This is a genomic window from Nonomuraea sp. NPDC001699 (assembly GCF_053596455.1).
Genome location: NZ_JBSFGF010000013.1, coordinates 199,674 through 223,052 on the forward strand (window position 1 = coordinate 199,674; position 23,379 = coordinate 223,052).

At 72.0% G+C, this 23,379-nt stretch carries 23 protein-coding genes; 11 read left to right on the plus strand and 12 right to left on the minus strand.

From position 1 onward, the window contains the following. The first annotated feature begins 175 nt into the window (after positions 1 to 175). From ACWCSU_RS33475 to ACWCSU_RS33490, 4 genes are all read left to right on the plus strand, one after another. Positions 176 to 1,123: a hypothetical protein gene (locus ACWCSU_RS33475; protein ID WP_449940321.1), complete on the plus strand. Its 948-nt coding sequence runs from the start codon at positions 176 to 178 to the stop codon at positions 1,121 to 1,123. A gap of 58 nt (positions 1,124 to 1,181) precedes the next feature. After that, positions 1,182 to 1,682, plus strand: coding sequence for a hypothetical protein (locus ACWCSU_RS33480; RefSeq protein ID WP_357701917.1), 501 nt, complete (start codon positions 1,182 to 1,184; stop codon positions 1,680 to 1,682). A gap of 152 nt (positions 1,683 to 1,834) precedes the next feature. Next, positions 1,835 to 4,381 carry a BTAD domain-containing putative transcriptional regulator gene (locus ACWCSU_RS33485; protein ID WP_449940323.1) on the plus strand — a complete coding sequence of 849 codons (2,547 nt, stop codon included), beginning with the start codon at positions 1,835 to 1,837 and terminating at the stop codon, positions 4,379 to 4,381. A 173-nt stretch (positions 4,382 to 4,554) separates the two neighbouring features. Continuing rightward, complete coding sequence (locus ACWCSU_RS33490) at positions 4,555 to 5,418, plus strand: lipase family protein (RefSeq protein ID WP_449940326.1); 864 nt, start codon at positions 4,555 to 4,557, stop codon at positions 5,416 to 5,418. 48 nt (positions 5,419 to 5,466) lie between these two features. On the opposite strand, the gene ACWCSU_RS33495 is transcribed toward ACWCSU_RS33490, so the two are convergent. Together ACWCSU_RS33495 and ACWCSU_RS33500 are read right to left on the minus strand one after the other, a co-directional pair. Continuing rightward, positions 5,467 to 6,159, minus strand: a complete 693-nt coding sequence (locus ACWCSU_RS33495) for a DUF4386 domain-containing protein (RefSeq protein WP_449940328.1) — start codon at positions 6,157 to 6,159, stop codon at positions 5,467 to 5,469. A gap of 39 nt (positions 6,160 to 6,198) precedes the next feature. Continuing rightward, positions 6,199 to 6,546, minus strand: coding sequence for a nitroreductase family deazaflavin-dependent oxidoreductase (locus tag ACWCSU_RS33500; protein ID WP_449940331.1), 348 nt, complete (start codon positions 6,544 to 6,546; stop codon positions 6,199 to 6,201). Positions 6,547 to 6,727: 181 nt separating this feature from the next. On the opposite strand from ACWCSU_RS33500, the gene ACWCSU_RS33505 reads away from it, so the two are divergent. Beyond that, the gene (locus tag ACWCSU_RS33505; protein ID WP_449940334.1) at positions 6,728 to 7,390 is read left to right on the plus strand and encodes a TetR/AcrR family transcriptional regulator; all 663 of its coding nucleotides are present in this window, start codon (positions 6,728 to 6,730) and stop codon (positions 7,388 to 7,390) included. A gap of 97 nt (positions 7,391 to 7,487) precedes the next feature. Here the strand turns inward: ACWCSU_RS33505 and ACWCSU_RS33510 are convergent, their stop codons facing one another. Genes ACWCSU_RS33510 through ACWCSU_RS33520 form a run of 3 tightly spaced genes read right to left on the minus strand, consistent with a single transcriptional unit; the run spans position 7,488 to position 10,838 of the window. After that, positions 7,488 to 8,333 (minus strand): alpha/beta fold hydrolase, encoded by an 846-nt coding sequence (locus ACWCSU_RS33510; RefSeq protein WP_449940336.1) that lies wholly within the window; start codon positions 8,331 to 8,333, stop codon positions 7,488 to 7,490. Then, complete coding sequence (locus ACWCSU_RS33515) at positions 8,333 to 9,265, minus strand: VOC family protein (RefSeq protein WP_364093110.1); 933 nt, start codon at positions 9,263 to 9,265, stop codon at positions 8,333 to 8,335. Before ACWCSU_RS33515 ends, ACWCSU_RS33510 begins: the two co-directional genes overlap by 1 nt. A 28-nt stretch (positions 9,266 to 9,293) precedes the next feature. After that, on the minus strand, positions 9,294 to 10,838 hold the full coding sequence (locus ACWCSU_RS33520; RefSeq protein ID WP_449940339.1) for a bifunctional 3-(3-hydroxy-phenyl)propionate/3-hydroxycinnamic acid hydroxylase: 1,545 nt from the start codon (positions 10,836 to 10,838) through the stop codon (positions 9,294 to 9,296). 185 nt (positions 10,839 to 11,023) lie between these two features. Here ACWCSU_RS33520 and ACWCSU_RS33525 point away from each other — a divergent pair, with 185 nt between their 5' ends. Next, positions 11,024 to 11,674, plus strand: coding sequence for a TetR/AcrR family transcriptional regulator (locus ACWCSU_RS33525; protein ID WP_449940342.1), 651 nt, complete (start codon positions 11,024 to 11,026; stop codon positions 11,672 to 11,674). A gap of 28 nt (positions 11,675 to 11,702) precedes the next feature. Here the strand turns inward: ACWCSU_RS33525 and dmpG are convergent, their stop codons facing one another. From dmpG to ACWCSU_RS33540, 3 genes are read right to left on the minus strand one after another with little or no spacing between them, the layout of a single operon-like run. After that, entirely contained in the window at positions 11,703 to 12,728 is a 1,026-nt protein-coding gene (gene dmpG / locus ACWCSU_RS33530) for a 4-hydroxy-2-oxovalerate aldolase (RefSeq protein WP_357701939.1), read from the minus strand. Beyond that, a complete protein-coding gene (locus ACWCSU_RS33535; protein WP_449940344.1) occupies positions 12,728 to 13,672 on the minus strand; it encodes an acetaldehyde dehydrogenase (acetylating) in 945 nt (314 codons plus the stop codon). Before ACWCSU_RS33535 ends, dmpG begins: the two co-directional genes overlap by 1 nt. Further along, positions 13,669 to 14,493, minus strand: coding sequence for a 2-keto-4-pentenoate hydratase (locus ACWCSU_RS33540; protein WP_449940347.1), 825 nt, complete (start codon positions 14,491 to 14,493; stop codon positions 13,669 to 13,671). The genes ACWCSU_RS33535 and ACWCSU_RS33540 overlap by 4 nt, the downstream gene beginning before the upstream one ends. 68 nt (positions 14,494 to 14,561) lie before the next feature. Here ACWCSU_RS33540 and ACWCSU_RS33545 point away from each other — a divergent pair, with 68 nt between their 5' ends. Further along, positions 14,562 to 15,323: an IclR family transcriptional regulator gene (locus tag ACWCSU_RS33545; RefSeq protein ID WP_357701946.1), complete on the plus strand. Its 762-nt coding sequence runs from the start codon at positions 14,562 to 14,564 to the stop codon at positions 15,321 to 15,323. Positions 15,324 to 15,368: 45 nt separating this feature from the next. Here ACWCSU_RS33545 and ACWCSU_RS33550 read toward each other — a convergent pair whose 3' ends face one another. Further along, positions 15,369 to 16,133, minus strand: a complete 765-nt coding sequence (locus ACWCSU_RS33550; protein WP_357701949.1) for an IclR family transcriptional regulator — start codon at positions 16,131 to 16,133, stop codon at positions 15,369 to 15,371. 78 nt (positions 16,134 to 16,211) lie between these two features. On the opposite strand from ACWCSU_RS33550, the gene ACWCSU_RS33555 reads away from it, so the two are divergent. The 4 genes from ACWCSU_RS33555 to ACWCSU_RS33570 are packed head-to-tail and all read left to right on the plus strand — an operon-like array spanning position 16,212 to position 20,114. Continuing rightward, entirely contained in the window at positions 16,212 to 17,366 is a 1,155-nt protein-coding gene (locus ACWCSU_RS33555) for a cupin domain-containing protein (protein ID WP_449940350.1), read from the plus strand. Next, positions 17,363 to 18,196 carry a fumarylacetoacetate hydrolase family protein gene (locus ACWCSU_RS33560; RefSeq protein WP_364093136.1) on the plus strand — a complete coding sequence of 278 codons (834 nt, stop codon included), beginning with the start codon at positions 17,363 to 17,365 and terminating at the stop codon, positions 18,194 to 18,196. The genes ACWCSU_RS33555 and ACWCSU_RS33560 overlap by 4 nt, the downstream gene beginning before the upstream one ends. Then, positions 18,196 to 18,843, plus strand: a complete 648-nt coding sequence (locus tag ACWCSU_RS33565; RefSeq protein ID WP_449940354.1) for a maleylpyruvate isomerase family mycothiol-dependent enzyme — start codon at positions 18,196 to 18,198, stop codon at positions 18,841 to 18,843. Before ACWCSU_RS33560 ends, ACWCSU_RS33565 begins: the two co-directional genes overlap by 1 nt. Beyond that, positions 18,834 to 20,114 carry an FAD-dependent monooxygenase gene (locus ACWCSU_RS33570; RefSeq protein ID WP_449940357.1) on the plus strand — a complete coding sequence of 427 codons (1,281 nt, stop codon included), beginning with the start codon at positions 18,834 to 18,836 and terminating at the stop codon, positions 20,112 to 20,114. The genes ACWCSU_RS33565 and ACWCSU_RS33570 overlap by 10 nt, the downstream gene beginning before the upstream one ends. 83 nt (positions 20,115 to 20,197) lie before the next feature. Here ACWCSU_RS33570 and ACWCSU_RS33575 read toward each other — a convergent pair whose 3' ends face one another. The 3 genes from ACWCSU_RS33575 to ACWCSU_RS33585 form a co-directional block, all read right to left on the minus strand. After that, positions 20,198 to 21,487, minus strand: a complete 1,290-nt coding sequence (locus ACWCSU_RS33575) for a vanadium-dependent haloperoxidase (RefSeq protein ID WP_449940359.1) — start codon at positions 21,485 to 21,487, stop codon at positions 20,198 to 20,200. A gap of 88 nt (positions 21,488 to 21,575) precedes the next feature. Next, positions 21,576 to 22,238, minus strand: a complete 663-nt coding sequence (locus ACWCSU_RS33580) for a response regulator (protein ID WP_449940361.1) — start codon at positions 22,236 to 22,238, stop codon at positions 21,576 to 21,578. Continuing rightward, a complete protein-coding gene (locus tag ACWCSU_RS33585) occupies positions 22,235 to 23,332 on the minus strand; it encodes a sensor histidine kinase (RefSeq protein WP_449940364.1) in 1,098 nt (365 codons plus the stop codon). Before ACWCSU_RS33585 ends, ACWCSU_RS33580 begins: the two co-directional genes overlap by 4 nt. Positions 23,333 to 23,379: the final 47 nt, after the last annotated feature.

The following is a 23,379-nucleotide window of genomic DNA, read 5'->3' on the forward strand; positions in this document are numbered from 1 at the left end:
CCGGGGCTCGTGTTCCCGTCGTCGCCACTGCCGGTCTTCACCGGACCGCGGTGAGGGCCGGCAGCCCGGCGTAGGCAGGCGGAGCCGGCGCGACACCCGCTCCCAACGCGCCCCCAACGCCCGCCCAACACCCCCTCCTTAGCGTCTGTCCCCAAGACGATCAGGAGGTGACGGCATGCCCGCAGTGAAGGTCGCCGCACGCCGGCGGGGCTCGGCCCGGACAATGTCGTGGCGTGCCGCCGTCGCGGTGGCGATGATCGCCGGTCTGGCCGGGTGCGGGGAAGGGGTGGACGCGCGGCCGGTCGCCAAGCCGGGGGCCCCGACGGCGCCGATCACCCCCGCGGACGAGGTGACGCTGAGCTGGGCCGAGTCCCTGCTCGTCCGCGACTGCATGCGGGACGCGGGGTTCGAGTACTGGGTGGAACGGCCGGCCGACCAGGACGGGCTGCTCCCGGTCGGGTTCGTGCTCGACGACGTGGAGTGGGCGCGGCGCAACGGGTACGGCACGCGGGCGCGGAACGCCGCCGTCGCGGCGCGGAAGCACAGCCGGAACGTCGCCTACGTCAACGGCTTGCCCGCCGCCCGCCGCATCGCCTACCGGGAGGCTCTGAACGGCGGAGCGGGGAACGAAGTGCTCAGCGTGAAGCTGCCCGACGGCCGCACGATCAACAACTCGCTCGGCGGATGCTCCGCCTCCAGCATCGCGCGGCTCTACGGGGACCGGGCCACCTGGTTCCGCGTCGACCGGCTGGCCATGAACATCACGCCGCTGGTGATGGGGCGACTGGTGAAGGACGCGCGGTACACGGCGGGGGTGAAGGCCTGGTCAGCGTGCATGCGCGAGCGCGGGCACGACTACGCCACACCGCCCGCCGCGCACCTGGCGGCTCCCGGGCTGAGCGTCGGTATGACGGCCGAGCGTGCCCACGCGACCGAGGTCGAGCTCGCGGTCGACGAGGCGACCTGCGCGCGCCGTACTGATCTGCGGGCCACCATGCGCGCCCTCGGCCGGGAGTACCGGCCCAAGATCGGCGCACGGTACGCCGCTGAGCTGGACCTCTACGACCGCATGCGTGGTGAGGCGCTCGCACGCGCCAGGAAGATCACCCGCGCCGAGCGGTGATCACCACTAAGACTCCGCGGCGCTGGGCCGCGGTAGGCACAACACAAGGAGAAAACCGATGCGCTTGACGCGTCTGGCGGCGGCCGCCGTGACCCTTACCGCCGCTCTGTCGACGACCGGCCCCGCCTGGGCCTCGGAGGCGAGCACGTCGCAGCTCGCCGGCTGCTCCAGCGTCCGGGACGGGTGGAGCAACGGCAACGTCTTCGCCTTCACCCAGCCCAACTGCGGTGGGACCATGCTCGGCTACGCGGGGGGCAACGATTCCAACTGGGACGCGGCCGGCGGGGGCTTCGTCAATGCCGCCAACAGGGCCGTGTCCGTCCTCAACGACGGCGCCACCGATTCCAGCGGACTCACCGTGGTCGCGTTCTACGACAAGATCAACTATGACTACGTGTACGGCTACCGCTGCCTCGACAGGGGTGACTGGGTCCCCGACCTGTCGGGGCTGGTCTACTACCGGGCGGACCACCTCACGCCCGCCCTGGTGAAGAACACGATCTCGTCCCACCTGTGGGTGACGCGCGGTCAGTGCGCCGACGCGTCCATGATGGGCTGAGAGCTCGACCTGCGAGAGCCGGGACGTGCCGGGGCCGTTCCGGCTCTCTTCTTGATCACGCATCTGCTGTTTCCGACATACTTCGTGGAATGGACTTCGGGGTGCTTGGCCCAGTGACGGTTCAGGGCCGTCCGAGGGCGTCGGGCAAGCAGATGATCTTATTGGCGTCGTTGCTGTGTCACGCCAACGAGCCGGTTACGGGCGACGCCCTGACGGACGCGGCGTGGCCGCTCGCGCCGCCGTCGCCGAGCACCTTCCGCTGGCACCTGCATCGCCTGCGTGGCGTCGTCGGAGAACGGCTGATCCGCAGGGGCGACAGCCACCTGCTGGCGGTGGAGGACGGCGAACTGGACGCCGCCCGTTTCGAGGAGCTGGTGCGGCGCGCAGCAGCCGAGCCGCCCGAGCGCGCGTTGCCGTTGCTGGACAGCGCCATGGCCCTGTGGCGGGGCGAGCCCTACGAGGGGCTGCTCGATCTGGCGGTCGTCCGGGCGGAGGCCGTCCGGCTGGCGGAAGCCCGGCTGCTGGCCGTCGAGGCACGCGCACGTGTGCTGATGGAGCTCGGGCGCCCGGCCGAATGCGTGAGCGACCTGGCCGCCGCCGTGTCCGCCCATCCGCTGCGCGAATCGCTCGTCGAGTTACGGCTGCGGGCCCTGGCCGCCACCGGACGCCGTGGAGAGGCCCTTCGCATGTTCGACCGGACGCGCCGGCGCCTGCGGGACGAACTCGGCGTCGACCCCTCCGGCCCGCTGCGCCGCCTGCATGAGGACCTGCTCCACCACGATCCCGCGCCCCGGCTCCTGCCACCGGACATCCACGCCTTCACCGGCCGTACGGCGGAGCTGGCCGTCCTGGACGGCCTCCTGGACCGCCCCTGCGGCGTCGCCGTGATCAGCGGGGTCGGCGGAGTGGGCAAATCCGGGCTCGCCCTGCATTGGGCGCATCGCTCCCGTGACCGGTTCCCCGACGGGCAGCTCTACGCCAATCTCGGCGAGGACACCCCCGTCGAGGTGCTGAGCCGGTTCCTGCACGCCCTCGGAGCCGCGGTCGTCCCCGTCGAGCAGCACGCTCAGATCGCGCTCTATCGTCAGATGCTCGCGCACCGGAGGGTGCTGGTCATCCTCGACAACGCGCCGGACTCCGCTCGGGCGAGACCGCTGCTGCCCGGCGCGCCCGGGTGCGTGACGGTGGTCACCGGGCGGAGCAGGTTCGAAAGCCTGGTGGCCGACGTGGGCGCCCTGCCGGTGCGGCTTGAGGAGATGCCTCTCGCCGACGCGGCGCTGCTGCTGTCCCGGATCGCCCGCATCGAGGTGTCCAGGGCAGAGCCGCTGGCCGAGCTGTGCGCCCAGCTCCCGCTGGCTCTGCGGGTGGCCGGAGCCAGGCTGCTGACCAGGCCGGGCTGGGGCGTCGAGACCCTGGCCGCCCGGCTGGCCGGTGAGCGTCGATTGAACGAGTTGCGCGCCGGTGAGCTGGACGTGCGGGCCACGCTGGAGGCCGGGTACGACGATCTGCCACCCGCCGAACGCACCCTGTTCGAACGGCTGGGGCTGCTGCGGGTGCCCACCTTCACCGCCTGGATGGGCGCCGCCCTTCTCGACGTGCCCGTGGACGTTGCCGGTGACCTCCTGGAACGGCTGGCAGAGCGCCAGCTCCTGCAGCCGGACGGGTTCGACGGCGCCGGCCAGGAGCGTTATCGGTGCCATGACCTGATCCGGCTGCTGGCTCGTGAGCGCGCCGGAACCGGATCCGCGCAGGACACGATCGTGCGGCGATTTCTGTCCTGTCTGCTCTGGCTGTCACGGGAGGCGTACCTGCGCGAATACCGGGGCAGGTTCCGCCTCATCGAGAGCGACAGCCCGCTGTGGCAACCCAGCGGTGAGGTGGTGCCGGCCGACCCGATGTCCTGGATGGCCGCCGAGCGCGCCACCTTGTCGGCCGGCGTCCGCCAGGCCGCCGACCTCGGCCAGGCGAATCTCAGCTGGGGCCTGGCGCTGGCCGCCGTGCGGTTGTACGAGATCCACGGCCACCTCCTCGACTGGGTGCAGAGCTCGCAGGTGGCGTTGCGGTCCTGCCTGGACAACGGCGACGACCGTGGCGCGGCGGTGATGACCATGTCGCTCGGGACGGTCGCGGTGTTCCAGAAGCACCACGCCCAAGGGGTCACCCTGCTGACCCAGGCGCTGCCGTCGCTGGACGACGACGCCTTCCGGGCGCTGACACTCAGCAACCTCGCCATCGCCGAGCTGGCCCTGGGGCGGACCGAGGACGCGATCACCCACCTCACGGCAGCCGCCGAGCTGGCCCGCGCGGCGGGCGACGAGGTCATCGAGGCCGTCGCCCTCGCGCGCCTGGCCTTCCACCACGACGATCCGCGCCCGCTCCTGGACCGGGCCGGTGACCTCGCCGCAGGTCATCGGCGGGTGTCGCTGATGGTCCTGCTCTGCGATCTCCGCGTGACGCTGCGAACCCGCTGCCACACGCACGCGGACGTGCTGTCGAACCGCCTTCTGGCCGAGGTCCGGCTCTACGGTGATCGGGTGCTGGAACGGGAGGCACTGTGCCTGCGCGCCGACAGCCTCACAGCGCTGGGCCGTGCCGGTGAGGCCGCCGACTGCCTGCGCCGCGCCCACGAACTGGCCCTCGCCCAGCACGTCCTCCCCGAGGCCCGGCGGATCGCAGGACTCCTGGCAGGAGCGGGGTGAGGTCAGCCGACAGTGCACTTGAGGCTGTGCGGAACTTCTCGCCGTCGAGGGGGCCGCCGGTGCCGCAGCGTGACGGCCTCGGCGAGACGATCGCTTACCTGCCGGACGGCGACTCTTGGTCAACCGGCGGGTACGCCCGGTGGCGACAGTCCGGGACGCCTGGGGGAGCACTCATGACCACGATCACCTTCGACCACACAGCCACCGGCTACACCCTGGCCCAGGCCCGCCGCCTGGCCCACGCCGCCGCCCTGGCCTACAAGGACGAGCCCGAGGTCCGGGCCACCGTCAACAGCTGGGGCTTCGACCGCGTCAGGAGCTTCCGCGTGCCGCACGCCGCGCCGTTCCCGCTGGAGGACACCCAGGCGTATGTCGCCGCCGGCGACCACATGATCATCGTCGCCTTCCGCGGCACCCAGCCCGAGGAACTGCGCGACTGGCTCTCGGACGCCGACACCCTGCTCACCCCGTACACCGCCGCCGACGGCAACATCCACGCCGGCTTCTACCGCGCCCTGGACGTCGTGCACCCCGCCCTGCTGCGGACCCTGGAGGAATGGCACACCCCCGGCCACTCCCTCTGGTTCACCGGGCACAGCCTCGGCGGCGCGCTGGCCATGCTCGCCGCCGCCCGTACCCACTTCGAAGACCCCACGCTGCTGGCCGACGGCGTCTACACCTACGGCCAGCCCCGCACCTGCTGCCCCAAGCTCGCCGCCGCCTACGACCAGGCCTTCCGCGGCCGCACCTTCCGCTTCGTGAACAACAACGACATCGTCGCCCAGCTCCCGCCCGCCCCGCTGTTCGGCCACGTCGCCGAAGAACACTACTTCGACGCCCACGGCAAGCTGCACGACAAGATGCCCCCGGTGGCGGGCCTGCTCGACCGGCTCGGCGGCGCCACCGCCGACCTGCTGGCCCCGGGCACCGACGGCATCCGCGACCACTTCATCAACGCCTACCTGACCAGGTTCGACGCCGCGGACCGGGAGGCGGCCTCAGGCCGGAAGTCGAAGATCGGCCTGCTGCCGGAGTAGTCCCGGCAGCAGAGGATGACGCACGCCAGGCGCCACCGAGTCTGCGGGTCAGCCGTGCCGGTGGGCCGTGGTCGATGTGCTCGTAGCGAGGCCCTTGGCCAGCAGCCACAGGGCGAAGGCGACGGTCTGCAGGCCCAGTGGCGCGTTCATGGCCAGGTAGAGCGGCGTGACCACGTCGGTCAGGCCGAGCAGCACCGAGAAGCTCGCCGACATGGCCAGGGCGATTCCCAGGAATCCCCACCCGGACAACCATCGAGGGACGGATCTCGACCGCCACAGAATGCGGAACAACAGGAGATCTCCGAGGCCCAGCGAGATGATCAACGCGACGTGGTTGACCAGGTCGCGTGCCGTCCGAAGCAACTCGTCCAGGAGCTCAAGGCCGGCCGCGTCCGAGGCGGCGGCCCGGGTGAACGCATGGCCCAGCACGAGGAACAAGGGCAGGATGATCACGCCCAAGAAGTGGAACGTCGCTGCGATCAGCCTGAACCCCAGGAAGCCCAGACTGAGCGTTTCGTTCTCCGCTCTCAACGCCGGATGAAGGCAGAGCGCGAACCCGACATAGGCGGGGATCATGATGGCCTGGGCGACCGCGCCGACGACGACCTGGCTCTCGTGTTCGGATAAGAGAGCGAGATGGCGTGGCTCCTCGATGACGGGAACGATGCTCAGCGCTCCGGCGATCATGCCGACGAAGACCAGTGTTCCCGCAAGCGCGGTTGCCCGCCTGTTTGTGTGCACGATGTTCGTCCTGTGATGTCGTGGTGACGCCGGCCGGGGTCAGCCTGTGGGCAGGTCCATGCGGAGGAACTCGGTGATGCGGAACAGCTTCGGCGGGCGTGCCACCTCGTCGGGAAGGGCCCGGAACGCCTCCTCCTTCCCGACGAGGCGTGGGGCGGTGAGTTCCACCTCTCGCCCGTCGACCCGGAGCCGCGCGCCTCTGGCCGCCAGGACGTTCCGCACCCAGTCGGAGCGCGATCCGTACACCAGGACGAACAGGTAGCCGCCCTCGACGGGATGCGCATCGAGCGGCGTGCGGTACGTGGCGCCGGACGTGCGACCGACGTGAATCAGGACGGGCCATTTCCCGCCGGTTATCGCGCGGGGGTTGAAGACCCTTTTGTTCACCCGCCCCCACCACCTCGGCATCGGCATCGAAATCCCCTTCCGGCGGACGCGAACCCAGACAGCCTTACGCCAGTAAGGCTGCTTACGGGTGTAAGGTTGGCTTACGCTCGTAAGGCTGTCAACCCGCTCACACTCCGGAGCCGTCGTGCCGCCACCACCGCAACCGCTCAGCAGAGGCCTCGTGCTGGAAGCCGCGATCCGGGTCGCGGATCGCGGCGGCGTGGAGGCGATCACGATGCGCCGGGTGGCACAGGAACTGGGCGTGGAGGCGATGTCGCTCTACCACCACGTGCCGAACAAGGACGCCATCCTCGACGGCGTGGTCGACACGGTGTTCGCGGCGATCGAGCTGCCCGGGGCCGAACGCGGCGATTGGCGCGATGCGATCCGTACGCGTGCCCTCTCCGCACGCGCGGTCCTGGCGCAGCACAGCTGGGCTCTCGGGCTCATGGACTCCCGTCGCGATCCGGGACCGGCGACGCTGCGTCATCACGACGCCGTCCTGGGCGTCCTGCGGGAGGCGGGGTTCACGCCGGCGATGGCCGCGCACGCCGTCTCGCTCGTCGACAGCTACGTCTACGGGTTCGTCCTGCAGGAGGCGAGCCTGCCGGTGACGACGCCGGACGATGTCGAGGAAGTGGCCGGCGGCATCCTGCGGCGGCTGCCGGCGGAGGAGCTGCCGTACCTCGCCGAGATGATCCGCGACCACGCCCTGCGTCCGGGCTACGACTACACCGGCGAGTTCCGCTACGGCCTCGACCTGATCCTGGACGCCCTCGAAGCCCGGAGGGCCCCTCACCCGGGTGCACGCGACACGGCGTGCGCGGAAGGATCCACGATGTGAGACCCGGGGGGCGGCGGTCGAGGGCCTCGGAGCGGCCGGTGCCGCGGAGCACGGTGGGATCCGTCCTCCGCGGCCCTGCGGACCTGGGGCCCTTCGGTCAGTTGTTGGCGATGAAGTCGGCGACCAGCCGGTTGAACTCGTCGGCGTGCTCGATCATCGCCCAGTGCCCGCAGCGGTTGAGCAGCACCAGCCGGCTGTTCGGGATGTTGGCCAGCAGGTACAGCGAGGTCTCGAACGACACGACGCGGTCGTCGCGGCCGTGGATGAGCAGGGTCGGCACCTGGATCGAGGGCAGCAGGTCGGGCTTGACCCACTTCGGCAGCGGGGCGCCCTTCGGCAGACCGTCCACGTAGTTGCGCAGATGGTCGGGGCGGGCGAGGGCGGCGTCCGAGCGCGCCTGGCACAGTTCGGGGGTGGCGAACCGGGCCTTGTCGTAGACCATGATCTCGACGAGCCGGCGCATGTTCGCAGGGCTCGCGTCCCGGTAGGCCTCGATCAGCACCTTCAGGCCCTCGGACGGGCCGTCGCCGGCGCCGAAGAGCGTGGGGATCCGGCCGACCGGCGGGCCCATGGTGATCAGGTGCGAGATGCGATCGGGGTGCTCGGTGGCCAGCCGCAGCGAGGTCTGCCCGCCCATCGAGTTGCCGACGAACGCGGCCTTGTCGATGCCGAGGGCGTCCAGGAACTGGATCGCCGCCTCCACGTGGTCGAGCCGGTCCACGGTCGCCGGGTCCGACTCGCCCCAGCCGGGCATGTCGACGGCGTACACGTGGAAGTGCTCGGCCAGCGCCTCGATGTTGCCGGCGAAGTTGCTCCAGCCCGTCGCGCCCGGTCCGCTGCCGTGGAGCAGCACGACCGGATGGCCGGAGCCGGCCTCGTAGTAGCGCAGCTCCCAGTCGGCGGTGCGGACGGTGCGCGCGATGTCCTTGGCGTCGAGTGCCATCAGTGGTCCTCCCCGTTCGGTGTGGGCGCGTCGGCCAGCAGCCCGGCGACGACGCCCGGGGGACGATGGCCCCAGCTGTGCAGCTTGTCGAGCGTCTTCACCTCCCACGTCTCGTCGTCGATGATCAGCCCGCCCCAGCCGTACTCGACGCTGAAGCCCGAGGGGGTGAAGACGTAGAAGCTGAACATGTGGTCGTTCGGGTGCATCCCGAGGGTCATCTCGAACGGCTGCCCGGCGTCCATGCAGCGGTCGTAGGCCAGGCCGACGTCGCGGATGTCGGTCACCTCGACCATGAAGTGGTGGCTCTTCTTCGGCGAGGGCAGCTCGCCGAAGGCCACGGTGTGGTGGCGGCCGTTGCAGTGCAGGAAGATCAGGTCGGCGACCACGCCGGGGGCCAGCTCCTCGACGATGATGTCGCTGATCTTGAAGCCGAGCAGGTCGATGTAGAAGTGCAGGTAGGTCTCGCGGGTGACGCCGTGCGCCAGGAGGACCTGGTGGCCCGCGCCGCCGGCGCCCGTCACGAACCCGCCGAGCAGCTTCGCCGACTCGAACGGCGTGGCGGCGTCGGCCAGCCCGGTGACCAGCTCGACCCGGTTGCCCATGGGGTCGGCGGTGACGAGGACGCGCTCCACCTTGCGGGCCGCGGCCAGGGCGTCGTCGCCCTCGGTGACCTCGACGCCGGCCGCGCGCAGCTTCTCGACCAGCGCGTCGAGCGCGGCGGCGTCGGAGACCTCGTAGCCGGTGGCCACCAGGTCGTCGGCGGGGCCGCCGGTGACGATCCAGCGGTGGGCCTTCTCGTCGGTGCGCAGGGTGAACCCGCCGTCGATCTTCTCCCCGACCTGCATCCCCAGCAGCTCGACGGCGAAGTGCTCCCAGTCGGCCAGGTCGCCGACCTCGTAGACGACGTAACCGAGTTCCTTGACTCCGGACATGTCTTCCTCTCCTTCTCAGGTGGACGATTCAGGCGGGTACGGCCAGGCCGCTGGCGTCGGCCGCGGCGACGAACTTGTCGGGACGGACCGCCACGGCGCGGACGCCGTACCTGCGCAGCCACGGCAGCAGGACCTCGTCGAGGTCGACCAGCTCGTCCGGGCCCTGCGTGTAGGCGGTCTTCGGCCGTACGGCGAGGTAGCGCGCGCCGAGCGCGTCCCAGCCGGCCTTCTCCTGCGCCGTCAGCAGCGTCGCGGGGTCGACGTCGTCGCCGAGCAGCACGAACCCGTCGCCGAGCAGGTCGTCCAGCCGCGCCATCCGGCCGGTGGTGTCACCGGCGACCGGCTGGGGGACCATGCGGCCGACGATGCTGGCGTCGCCCAGCGGTCCCCTGATCCATCCGCCCGCCAGCACCGGCGGCGCGGTGAGCGGCGGCTCGTACGGGGTGACCGTGTCCTGCGGGACCGCGTTCATCGCGGCCTGCTCCTCCTCCGACAGCTCCTGTTTGATGACCCGTCCGAGCTGGACCGCGAGCCCGGTGTAGAAGGCGGTGTTCGGACGCCGTTCGGCCTCGTAGGTGTCCAGCCAGCTGTCGGGCAGCTCGCCCTTGAGCACGCGGGCGAGCTTCCAGCCCAGGTTGTGGGCGTCGCGCATGCCGGACTGCATGCCGGCGCCGGCCCACGGCGGCATCAGGTGGGCCGCGTCCCCGGCCAGGAACACCCGGCCCGTGCGCCAGGTGTCGCACATCCGGACGTGGTGCTTGTAGAAGGCGTGCCGGTGGATCTCGACGTCGTCCTCGGTGACGCCCAGGGCCTTCAGCAGCGGCCAGACCTCGGCGCTGGTCGGGTAGTTCGCGGGGGTCTCGTCCGGCTTGAGGGGGATCTCCCAGCGGTGGTTGCCGGCGGACAGTGCGATGTCGACGACCGGCCGCTCCTTGTCGGACCAGAAGGTCAGGAAGTCGCGGTCGGGCCACCAGCGCTTGACGCGGCAGTCGATGACGACCCAGGTGACGTCGTTGGTGTCGCCCACCAGGCGGCAGCCCAGCTCGCCGCGGGTCGTGCTGCCGCCGCCGTCGGCGGCGATCGCGTAGCGGGCGCGGGTGGTGCGCGTGCGGCCGGTCGCGGTGTCGGTCGAGGTGACGGTGACGCCGTCGGCGTCCTGGGCGACGCCGGTGACCTCGGTGCCGTAGTGGACGGTGATGCGGTCGCCGTGGTCCTGCGCGGCCGCGCGCAGCTCGGTCTCCATGGTCGGCTGGTAGATGTTGTAGAAGCGCGCCTTGCGGCCCAGGGTCGAGGGCGGATGCTCGATCCGCATGATCTCCCGGCCGTCGTAGGTGACCCAGCGCAGGGCCCGCTGGGGATCGATCTTCTTCTCGATCCGCTCGTCGATGCCGAGGTCCTGGAAGATCCGCATCGTCCAGTCGTTGACGGTCACGGCCCGTGCCCGGGGGTAGATGTCCGTGTCACGTTCCAGGGCGACGGCGGACACGCCGTACCTGGCCAGGGTGAGGGCGGCGATCACGCCGGTCGGGCCGTACCCGATGATCGCGACGTCCGCGTCGTAGCTGTCGGTCATGCGCTGACTCCGTTCTCGGCCGCACATGCTCGATGCGGCACTTTTGGACCAAACGTTCGGTCCAATTGTGAGGAGACTAACAACGACCTGCGGCAACGTGTCAAGAGGTGGCCCGAACGAGTTCTCATCCGGCCCTGACCGGCGGATGGACGAGCCTCCCTCCCGGGGTCCCTAGACTTCGGCAGGTGGAGAAGAGCACGCAGGTGGCGCAGGCCGGAAACAGCCGCGGCCGCCGGTCCCGGCAGGAGATCCTCGACGCGGCCGCCCGGGTGATGTCCGTACGCGGCTACGCCGGCACGTCGATCTCGACGCTCGTCAAGGAGACGGGCCTGCCCAAGAGCGCCTTCTACCACCACTTCGAGTCCAAGGCGGGGCTGCTGTCGGCCGTCATGGCCCAGGGGGCGCAGGGCTTCTTCGGCGCCATGCGCGACGCCCACCGCGACCCGCCGCCCGGCGGCACCCCCCGCGAGCGGCTGGGCTGGTACCTGCGCAGGACCGGCGAGGTCTTCGTGCACCGGGAGGAGTTCCTGCGCCTGCTGCTCGTGCTGGTGATGAGCAACGAGGCCGCCGAGGCGCCGGAGGCGACGCAGACCGTGATCGAGGTCCGCGAAGAGGGCCGCGACCTCATGCGCCACATGATCCGATCGTCGTTCGCCGGGGAGGGGGAGGACGCCGCGAACGCGGTCGCGGACGCCCTCGCCCACTTCGGCATGGCCGGCTTCGACGGCGCGTTCGTCTCCCTCCAGTCCGGGGACGGCAAACCGATCGCGGAGTTCATGGAGCAACTCGCCGACGCCATCGTGGCGATGGGCCAGGCACTGCTGCCCGGCCGCTGAGGTCTCCCCGGGCGGCCGGGCACGAGCGTCAGGCGGACCGCTGGTCGCGCTCGGCGACGAGCGTGAGGGCGATGTCGACGATCATGTCCTCCTGCCCGCCGACCAGCCGGCGGCGACCGCACTCCATGAGGATGTCGCGGACGTCCACGCCGTACCGCGCGGCGGCCGACTCGGCGTGGCGGAGGAAGGACGAGTAGACGCCGGCGTACCCCAGCGTGAGGGTCTCCCGGTCGACCCGCACCGGACGGTCCTGCAACGGGCGGACGATGTCGTCGGCGGCGTCCTGGAGCTGGAACAGGTCGCACCGGTGCTCGAAGTCCGACAGGTCCGCGACCGCGATGAACGCCTCCAGCGGGCAGTTCCCCGCCCCGGCGCCGTGACCGGCCAGCGAGGCGTCCACGCGGCGCACGCCGTTCTCGACCGCGACGACGGAGTTGGCGACCGACAGCGAGAGGTTCTCGTGGGCGTGGATGCCGATCTCCGTCCCCGGGTCGAGGACGTCGCGGTACGCCCGCACCCGCGCGGCCACGTCGTTCATGGTGAGCCGGCCGCCGGAGTCGGTGACGTAGACACAGTGGGCGCCGTACGACTCCATGAGCTTGGCCTGCCGGGCCAGCTCCTCCGGCGGGGCCATGTGGGAGAGCATCAGGAAGCCGGACACGTCCATGCCGATCTCGCGCGCCGCGGCGATGTGCTGGGCGGAGATGTCGGCCTCGGTGCAGTGCGTGGCCACCCGGACGGATCGCACGCCGAGCTCGTGGGCGCGCTTCAGCTCGTGGACGGTGCCCACCCCGGGCAGCAGCAGCGTGGTGAGGCGGGCGTTGACCAGCACCGACGCCGCCGCCTCGATCCACTCCCAGTCCGTGTGCGAGCCGGGACCGTAGTTGAGCGAGCCGCCGGCCAGGCCGTCGCCGTGCGCGACCTCGATCGCGTCGACGCCTGCCCGGTCGAGCGCCGTGACGATGCGCTTGACGTCCTCCAGGCCGATCCGGTGGCGGACGGCGTGCATGCCGTCGCGAAGCGTGACGTCCTGGACGAAGATCGGGGTGCCCATCAGAGGTCCGCCTTCCCTGCCGCGATGCGTTCCGCGACCCGCAGGGCGGCGGAGGTCATGATGTCGAGGTTGCCGGCATAGGCCGGAAGGTAGTGCGCGGCCCCCTCGACTTCGAGGAAGACCGACACCTGGTGGGTGGGCCGCGCGGCCCCGGCGGCCAGGAGCGTCCCGACCGGCTGGTCGGCGGGGATCTCGGTGATCTGCACCTGCTGCTTGAGCCGGTAGCCGGGCACGTAGGCGGCCACGTCGGCGACCATCTTCTCCACCGACCGGCCGATCTCCTCGCGCGCGGCCGGATCCGGCGCGGCGACGAGGCACAGGACCGTGTCCCGCATGATCAGCGGCGGGTCGGCGGGGTTGAGGATGATGATCGCCTTGCCGCGGCGCGCCCCGCCGATCTGCTCGATGGCGGCCGAGGTGGTCTCGGTGAACTCGTCGATGTTGGCCCGGGTGCCCGGACCGGCCGACTTCGACGCGATGGACGCGACGATCTCGGCGTACTCGACGGGCGCCACCCGGTTGACGGCGGCGACGATCGGGATCGTGGCCTGACCGCCGCAGGTGACCATGTTCACGTTGGGCGCGTCGAGGTGCTCGTCGAGGTTGACGGCGGGGACGACGTAGGGGCCGATCGCCGCCGGGGTCAGGTCGATCAGCCGCTTCCCGAACGGGGTCAGCCGGGCGGCGTTCACCTCGTGCGCCTTGGCCGAGGTCGCGTCGAAGACGATCTCGATCTCCTCGAAGCCCGGCAGCGCGATCAGCCCGTCCACACCCTCGTGGGTCGTCGGGACGCCGAGCCGGGCGGCGCGGGCCAGGCCGTCCGAGGCGGCGTCGATGCCGACCATGGCCCCCATCTCCAGATGGCGGGCCCCGCGCAGAACCTTGATCATCAGGTCGGTGCCGATGTTGCCCGAGCCGATGATCGCGACCTTCGTCCTGCTCATGATGCTGCTCCTTCGGTGAAGCCGGCCGTCACCGTGCCGAGGCCGGACAGGGTGGCGGTGACGGTGTCGCCGGCGGTGACCGGCCGCATGGGGCCGAGCGCGCCGGACAGGACGACCTGCCCGGCGCGCAGCGGCTCGCCGAGGTCGCGGGCGGTGCGCGCCAGCCACACGACCGCCTCGATCGGGTCGCCCAGACAGGCCGCGCCGGTGCCGGTGGAGACCTCCTGGCCGCCGATGCTCATGGACATCACGACGTCCACCGGCTCGAACTCCTCCAGGGTGCGGCGCTCGGTCCCGAGCACGTAGGCGCCCGCGGAGGCGTTGTCGGCGACCGTGTCGCCGAAGGAGATGTCCCATCCGGCGATCCGGCTGCCGCAGATCTCCAGCGCGGCGACGCCGTACTCGACGGCGTCGCGGACCTGCCGGGCGTCGAGGGGGCCGTCGGCCAGGTCGGAGCCGAGCACGAACGCGATCTCCGCCTCCGCCCTCGGCTGGAGGACCCGTCCGGCCGGGATCACGGCGCCGTCGGCGTAGGCCATGTCCTCGAACAGGACGCCGAAGTCCGGCTGGTCGACGCCGAGCTGCCGTTGCACCGCCTCGGACGTCAGGCCGATCTTGCGGCCGGTGATCCGGGCGCCGGCGGCGAGGCGGGCCCCGGTGAGCGCGGCCTGCACGGCGTACGCGGCGGCCAGGTCGTCACGGCCGATCAGATCCCGCACGGGGGCGCACGGCACGCCGGACGCGGCCGCCCGCGTGAGCCGCCCGGCCGCGGCGGCTATGTCGGACGGCCCGGCGGCTGCCGCTCCGATGGTTTCGTTCATACCCCCACTGTGCAGGCAGGACGGCACCGCAACCAGCACATCGTCTCGCTCAGCGATACGCTGTGCGGGTGACGGAAAGGGCGGATCTCGACACCGTGCTGGGCAAGGCGGTGACGATCCTGCGCGCCTTCCGGCCCGAGGACCGGGTCGTCGGGCTCGCCGAGCTGGTACGGCGTACCGGCCTGCACAAGGCGACCGTCCACCGGCTGGCCGGAGATCTGGTCGCCAACCGGCTGCTCGACCGCGCCGACGGCGGCTACCGGCTCAGCGGCGGCCTGTTCGAGCTCGGCATGCTCGCCTCGCTGGAGCGCAGCCTGCTCGAACTGGCGATGCCGTTCCTCCAGGACCTCTACGAACGCACCCACGAGACCGTCCACCTCGGGGTGCGGGAGGGCCACGACGTCGTCTACGTGGCCAAGATCGGCGGCCACCGCCAGGCCAGGGCCCCCTCGCGCACCGGCGGCCGGATGCCGCTCCACTGCACCGCGATCGGCAAGGCGCTGCTCGCCTACGCCGACCCCGGCCTGCGGCGCGACGTGCTGACCGGCCCGCTCGAACGACGTACCCCGCACACCGTCGTCGCGCCGAGCATCCTGCGCGGCCAGTTGCGGCGCGTCGCGGAGACCGGCGTCGCGTTCGAGGCGGAGGAGTCGGCCGTCGGGCTGCTGTGCGTCGCCGCGCCGGTGCTGGGCCGCGGCGACGAGCCGCTGGCCGCGATCAGCGTGGCCGGGCCGACCGGCAGGTTCCGGCCCGAGGGCCACGCCACCGCGGTACGCGCGGCGGCGGCCGCGCTCGCCAGCACCCTCAGCCGCCGCGACCTCCTCCGGTGACCCGGCGGACCCTGCGGTGACCCGGCGCTCCGAAAGCGCACGGGCTCAGAGGGCGTGGGTGATCGAGTCCGCGGCGGCCGTGAGCGCGGCGACGAGCGGCTTGATCTGCTTGGGGGAGTAGCGGACGCTGGGCATCGAGACCGACAGCGCCGCCCAGGTCGCGCCGTCGCGGCCCTTCACCGGGCATCCGACGGCGACCACCCCCCGCTCGGTGCGTTCGAGGTTGAGCGCGACCCCGCTGCGCCGCACGGACCGCAGGTCGCGCCGCAGCCGCACAAGATCCGGCAGCTCCTCGGCCGGATCGCCGCGATCGTCGGCGGCGTAGAGGAGCTCCAGCTCCTCGTCCGACAGCGCCGCCAGCGTCACCAGGCCGCCGGTGGCCTGGTGGGCCGGGAAGACCATCCCCTCGCGGCTGCCCACCCGCAGCGCCTGCCCGCACTCGACCGAGGCGATGAAGCGCACGTTGCGGCCGGTGCGGATGCTGAGGTTCACCGTCTCGTCGATGCGGTCCACCAGCGCCCGCATCGCCCCCAGGGCCGCCGCGCGCAGTGCGCCGACGTCGGACCGGGCGCGCTCGGCCAGAGCCAGGACGGGGCCCACCCGGTAGCTGCGGTCTTCGTTCTGCACCGCGAAATCGCGGTACACCAGCGCGGTCAGCAGCCGGTGGGCCGTCGAGCGGGCCACGCCCAGGCGCTCGGCCGCGGCCGAGACCGTCACCACGCCGTCGAGCTGGAGGATCTGCGCCAGCTGGAGGGCATGGTCGACGCTGCTCGGCGCGTAGGCGGGCGGGGTCTTCATGGGCTTCGCCATGGGACCGATCCTCGCACATGATTCCGTCTTGCAGAATCCTCTTTTCCGGACCCGTCATCTCCACGGATAGTCGGGGCCATGCCCCATGTGAACGCAGGCAGGTCGCCGGTCAGGCTCGCCGCTGTGGACCGGCCGGACCAGCCCTCCCTCAGCCCCGAGCTGGAGGACCTCTACCGAGGCTTCGAAGAGGCGCTGCTCGTCCCGTTGTGGACCGAGATCGGCGACCTGATGCCGCCGCACCCGCGCTCCAGCGCGCAGCCGCACCGGTGGGACTGGAACACGCTGCTCGGCCTCGCCGGCCGCGCCGGGGAACTGGTCCCGGTCGGCCGCGGCGGCGAGCGCCGGGCGATCGCGCTGGCCAACCCGAGCCTGGGCGGCAAGCCCTACGCGACGCCGACCCTGTGGGCCGCGATCCAGTACCTGATGCCGGGCGAGAACGCCCCCGAGCACCGGCACACCCAGAACGCCTTCCGCTTCGTCGTCGAGGGCGAGGGGGTGTGGACGGTGGTCGAGCGCGACCCGGTGCCGATGCGCAGGGGCGACTTCCTGCCCCAGCCCGGCCTGCACTGGCACGCACACCACAACGCGGCCGACACCCCGATGGCCTGGATCGACGGTCTCGACATCCCCTTCCAGTACGGCGTCGAGGCGCAGTTCTTCGACTTCGGCCGGGACACCCTCAGCGAGGAGGAGCACGCCACCCCCGACCGCTCCCGCTCGCAACGCCTGTGGGGACACCCCGGCCTGGCGCCGGTCTCGCAGCTGCGCCGGCACGAGGGCACGCCCCTGCTCTGCTACCGCTGGACCGACACCGACGCCGCGCTGGCCGACCAGCTCGCGCTGGAGCGGGAGGGACACCCCGGCACGATCGAATCCGGCCACGCCCTGGTCCGCTACACCGACCCGGCGACCGCGGGCGACGTGCTCCCGACGATCCGGGCGCAGTTCCACCGGATCGTGCCGGGCGTGGAGACCGCGCCGTACCGGGAGACCGGCTCGTCGGTCTACCAGGTCTTCGACGGGTCCGGCCGGGTCACCGTCGGCGACGTGTCCTGGCAGGTCACCCGCGGGGACCTCTTCGTCGTGCCGTCCTGGCAACCGCTGTCGATCCGCTCGGAGGCGTCGGGCTCCGACTCCGACTCCGGCGCGCTCGACCTGTTCCAGTTCAGCGACGCCCCGATCTTCACCAAACTCAACCTGTTCCGCAGCCACACCGAGGAGGGCGGCCGATGAAGCTCGCCACCGTCCGTCTGGACGACCACCGCACCGCCGCCGTCCGCGTCGAGGGAGACCAGCTCGTCGAGGTGGGCCTGCCCGACGTCGGCGCGGTGCTGGCAGCGCCCGGCGGTCTCCGGGCCGCCGCGACCGCCGACGGCCCCCGGCACGCGCTGGACGGAGCCGACCTCGCCCCGGTCGTGCCGCGGCCGAGCAAGGTCGTCTGCGTCGGGCTGAACTACCAGAACCACATCAAGGAGATGGGCCGCGACCTGCCCGAGTACCCGACGCTCTTCTCCAAGTTCGCCGACACCCTCATCGGCGCCACGGACGAGATCCGGCGTCCGGCCGAGACCGGGCAGTTCGACTGGGAGGCCGAGCTCGCCGTCGTCATCGGCCGGCAGACGCGCCGCGCGGACGAGGAGCAGGCGGTCGCCGCGATCGCCGGGTTCACCGTGCTCAACGACATCACCTGCCGGGACTGGCAGTTCCGGACCCGGGAATGGCTGCAGGGCAAGAACTGGGACTCCACCACCCCGCTCGGCCCGTTCCTCGTCACCGCGGACGAGACCGGCCCGCGTCCGGCGCTCGACATCCGATGCGAGGTCGACGGCCAGGTGATGCAGTCGGACAACACCGGCGACCTGCTCTTCGACCCGGTCGCCCTGGTCCGCTACGTCTCGACGATCGTCCGGCTCAACCCGGGCGACGTGATCGCGACCGGCACGCCGGGCGGCGTCGGCCACGCGCGCAAGCCTCCGGTCTTCCTGAAGGGCGGCGAGGTCGTCGTGACCGAGATCGAGTCGCTGGGCAGGCTGGAGAACCGCGTCGTGCGAGAGGGCGACTGATGCCGCGCGACCTGGCCGCCACGCTCGCCTGGGCCGACACCGGGACCGCGCTGTGCGCCTCGGCGATCGCCGGCCTGTCGGAGGAGGAGTACGGCGCCGCGTCGGCTCTGCCGGGCTGGACGCGCAGGCACGTCGTGGCCCACCTGGCGGCGAACGCCGAGGCGATCGGCAACCTGGTCCGGTGGGCGCGCACCGGCGAGGAGAGCCCGATGTACGCCTCGCCGCAGGAGCGCGCCGCCGGGATCGAACGAGGCGCCCTGCTCGGCGCCGGCGAGCTGACCCGGTGGTTCACCGAGTCCGCCGCGACCCTGGCCGCCGCGATGGCGGCACTGCCCGAGCAGGCGTGGCGGGCCGAGGTGGTGACCGCCCAGGGGCGGACCGTGCCGGCGAGCGAGACCCCGTGGATGCGCGCCCGGGAGGTCATGGTGCACGCGGTGGACCTCGCGACCGGGCTCACCTTCGCCGACCTGCCCGGCGACTTCCTGCGGGAGCTGCGGGACGACATCCGCGCCAAGCGGGGCCACGACGCCGTGCCCGACGTCCGGGGATCGCTGGCCGACGTGACCGCCTACCTGGCCGGACGCCCGGCGAGCGGCGTGACCGCCGCCGACGGCGGCCCCCCACCGACCCTGCCTCCATGGCTGTGACGAAAGAGGACCCCATGGACAGCTTCCCCTCCACCCGCGCCGACGTGATCGTCGTCGGGGGCGGCATCGGCGGCCTGTCCGCCGCGCTCGCCCTGGTCCGCCAGGGGCTGCGGGTCAGGGTGTACGAGGCGGCCTCCGCGTTCGGCGAGGTCGGCGCGGGACTCCAGCTCGCCCCGAACTGCACCCGCATCCTGGACCGTTTCGGGCTGCTGGAGGAGGCGGCCGCCCTCGGCGTGCTGCCCGAGACCATGGTCATGAAGGACGCCGTGGACGCCGGCGAGCTGACCCGGCTCGACCTCCGCGACGTCGAACGCCGCTACGGCTACCCGTACCTGGTGATGCACCGCAGCGACCTGCACGGCATCCTGCTGCGCGCCTGCGAACGCGCGGGCGTCGAGCTGCTCACCGACGCCCGCTGCACGTGGTACGGCAACCTCGGCGGCGGCGCCCGCGTGCGCTTCGCCGACGGCCGCGCGGACGAGGCGGACGTGGTGATCGCCGCCGACGGGCTGCACTCGGTCGCCCGCGAACTGCTGGTCCAGGACGAGCCGGTGAGCTCCGGGTACGTCGCCTACCGCTGCGCCGTGCCGTACGAGCAGGTGGCCGGCAACGACGTCCACGACAAGGACGTCGTGGTGTACATCGGCCCGCGCTGCCACTTCGTGCAGTACCCCCTGCGGGGCGCGCGGACGTTCAACCAGGTCGCGGTGTTCGAGTCGCCCAAGGCGCTGGCCGGCGAGGACGACTGGGGAACCCCCGACGAGCTGGACGCGGCGTTCGCGGGCACCTGCGACCAGGTCCAGAAGGGGTTGCCGCTGATGTGGCGCGACCGCTGGTGGCGGATGTTCGACCGCGACCCGATCATGACCTGGGTCACCGGCCGCATCGCGCTGCTCGGCGACGCCGCGCACCCGCCCCTGCAGTACATGGCACAGGGCGCGATCATGGCGATCGAGGACGGCTGGGTGCTCGGCGAGCACGTCGCCGCCCAGCGCGCCGAGGGCGGCCCGGAGGTGGACTGGGACCGGACGCTCGCCGCCTACCAGGCGGTACGGCCCGAGCACTGCCGCCGCGTGGTGACCACCGCGCGGGCGTGGGGCGCGTTGTGGCACCTCGACGGCCTTGCCAGGCTGCAGCGCAACGCCCTGCTGCGGGACCGCGACGTCCTCGACTACTCGTTCGTCGACTGGATCTTCGGTCCGACGGCGTTGACCCCCGAGGACGAGCCGCAGATGTTCCGCCCGATCCCGCTCGACACCGCCGTTCTGTGACCGCCGCCCGGTGACCGACCGTCGTGCGGGAGGTCGATGACCCGGGCGGCTGTCTCAGTGCAAATCGGGTCGCTTGCCCGGTCTCACCGTTTCGGCCGGAAGTAGTGCCTGACCATGTAGGCGGTGACCTGGGCGCCGATCCTGGCGCCCTGCACGTCCGCCGTACGGGTGTGGATGCCGCCCCAGATGCGGGCCTCGACGACCTCGGCCAGGGCGTGGGAGAAGCCGCGGAAGGTCCTGGTGGTGCCCGAATCGGCGCTGTGGCCGCTGAAGGGGATGTCGTCCCTGCCGAAGAAGGCGGTCAGCGCCGACATGCTGGCCGCCGTGAAGCAGGTGTGCCCGGAGGTGTAGTCGGGGTGCGGCGGGGTGACGAGCAGCGGCGTCCAGTCCGGGTCGGCCACGGTGGCGGGGTTGCCGTCGGTGTCGGCCAGGCGGATCGCGGTGATCGGCCGCCAGAAGGCCCACGCCGCCTTCTCGTTGTAACAGGCGGTCGTGGCGTCGGCCTCGGACAGGTCGACCATCGCGAACATCCGGGCCGCCTGAAGGGTGTTCAGCCGCCGCGTCGTGGCGAGCTGGCGTTTGATCTCCCATTCGGCCAGGCGCCGGTCGTGCCAGTAGATCGCGGCCTCCGTCTGGTCCTGCGTCCTGACCGTGCTGCCGGCCGCGCCGATCCGCTTGAGCTCGTTGAAGTCCCTGGCGTAGCGGGCGCTGGTGAGCGCGGGCGGGCCCGACGTGCGGAACATGGACGCGCTGGGGATGAGGAACGGCTTGAGCTCGCCGACCCAGGCCCCGTCGGAGGCGTTCGTGGGCGGCGTCGGCCGCCACCGGCCGGGCTCGGTGCCGGTGGGCCAGGTCTGGTCGCCGAACGCCCCGTCGTTCTCCCTGGCGGCGATCATCGAGGCCGCCGCCTGGTCGCCCACGGCGATGCCGCGTCGTTTCGCGCGGCCGTCGGCGATCGTGGCCAGGTATTCGTCGTACTGGGTCGTCAGTCGTGCCTGCTGGGCCGGGAAGAGCTTGTTCAGCACGCGGAAGGCGGCGGTGGCGACGGCGGCCTCCGCCGACTCCCCGCCGTCGGCCCGGGGAGCGATCAGGTACGGCTGGTAGGGGGTGCCGGCGATCGCGTTCACCGCGTCGTAGACGGCTCCGTGGACCATGGCGAAGCTGCGGGCCTGGACCTGCGGTTGCTGGCCGGCGACGTCCCAGATGGCGGTCTGGGCGTTGCGGTCCCAGACGATGACGGCGTTCGGCGGCGGTTGCGTGACCGACGCGTACGCGGTTGATGAGCCCGTTCCCGCCGGGATGCCGGCGGCGATGACGAGGACGGCCAGCCATCGTACGATGACCGGCCGTCGCCTACCACGTGATTGAGGCATTCGAGCAAATTACTATGCCCCTCGACGCCGGTTAAGTGATGCGATGAGCGAAAACTCGATAACGACACATCCGAAACGCCGGCGCAGCTCACTCGCGGGGCGCCAGGCCGTTCCTGAAGGCGTAGGTGACCGCCTGGGCCCGGTCGCGTACGCCGATCTTGGCGAACAAGTTGTTGATGTGGCTCTTCACGGTGGCCTCGGAGATGAACAGGCGGGCCGCGATCTCGGCGTTGGAGCAGCCTGCCGCGATCAGCTCCAGCACCCCGCCCTCCCGCTGGGTCAGCCCGTCGGGGAGGGGACGGGAGCCGCCCCCACGCCGATCGGCGGCGGCAACGATGGGGCCGGGGCCCGGCCCGCGCCGTACCCGCGGCGAGAACGGCGTCCGCCCCCCTGCCACCCCGCACACGGCCTGGGCCAGGGACTCGGCGTCGGTGTCCTTGGTGAGATAGCCCCGGGCGCCGGCGCTCAGGGCGGCGAACACCAGCTCGTCGTCGCAGTACGTCGACAACACCACGACCTCGGTGGCGGGCCGCGCGGCACGGATGCGGCGGGTCGCCTCGACGCCGTCGAGCAGCGGCATCCGTAGATCCATCAGCACCACGTCGGGCAGCAGTTCGGCCGCCATGCGCACCGCCTGCAGGCCGTCGCCGGCCGTGCCGACGACCTGGACCCGGGGCACGAGCTCAAGCAGCAGCACCAGCCCCTCGCGCACCACCGTCTGGTCGTCGACCACCAGCACCCGAACGCTCATGACGGCACCCGCAGCAGCACGGTGAACCCGTCCTCCCGGGCGTGGGTGGTGAGCGTGCCGCCGATGAGCGCGGCCCGTTCGCGCATGCCGACCAGGCCGTGGCCGCCGCCCGGCGCGGGCGGGCCCGGCTGCCCGCCGTGGTCGCGCACCTCCAGCTCGCTCGACCGGTCCACCCGGCGCAGTGTCACCACGACCGACGCCCCCGGCGCGTGCTTGCGCACGTTGGTCAGCGCCTCCTGGGCGGTGCGGGCGACGGCCAGCCGCGCCTCCGCGCCCAAGGCCTGGGCGCCCTCCTCGATCGACAGGACGCACTCCCTCCCCGTGGCGGCCCGGAACTCCGCCGCCAGCCGTTCGAGGCGCTCCCGCAGCGGCAGGTCCTCGCCGCGCAGCATGTCCAGCGCCCTGCGGGTCTCCTCCAGGCCCGCCCGGGCCAGCCCGACGGCCCGCTCGACCCGGTCGAGCGCGGCGGCCCGGTCGCCCCCCTGTTTCAGCATCATGCGCACGCCCTCCAGGTGCACGATCTGCGCGGACTGGGTGTGGGCCAGGATGTCGTGCACCTCGCGGGCCAGCCGCGCCCGTTCGGACAGCACCGCCTCACGCGCCCGCGCCTCGGTCATCTCGGCGGCCTGCCGCCTGGTGGCGGACTGGTGGGCGAGCAGGAACGCGAACACCGCGGAGTAGGCCAGGCCCGCCGTCATCCCCCAGGCCGTGTTCATGTCGAGCCCGGTACGGTACGACACGCCCGGCATGCCGACGATGATCAGTGTGGTCAACGCCATCGCGACGCGTGGTCTGGTCCGGAAGGGCGCGGCGAAGGCCGTCACGAAGCAGAAGCCGACCCCGCTGTACGGCTCGACCAGGTGCATGACCAGGCCGCCTGCCACGGTGGTCAGCAACAGCCAGGCGTTGCGCCGCGTGGACCGCCCGGCCAGCGCCCACACGCACGCGGCCAGAGGGGCCGCCGCCAGCGGCAGGACGAGCAGGGCCGCGGCCGCGGTCGGGCGGGTGACCACCAGGAAGACCGGGCCGTAGGCGAGGTAGACCAGGAGCAGCGCGATGAGAAGGCGGATCACCGGGCGGCGGGGGAGGACCACGAGTTCACGCTAGCCGCCCGCGTGGCCGCGGTCATCGGCCCACGGGT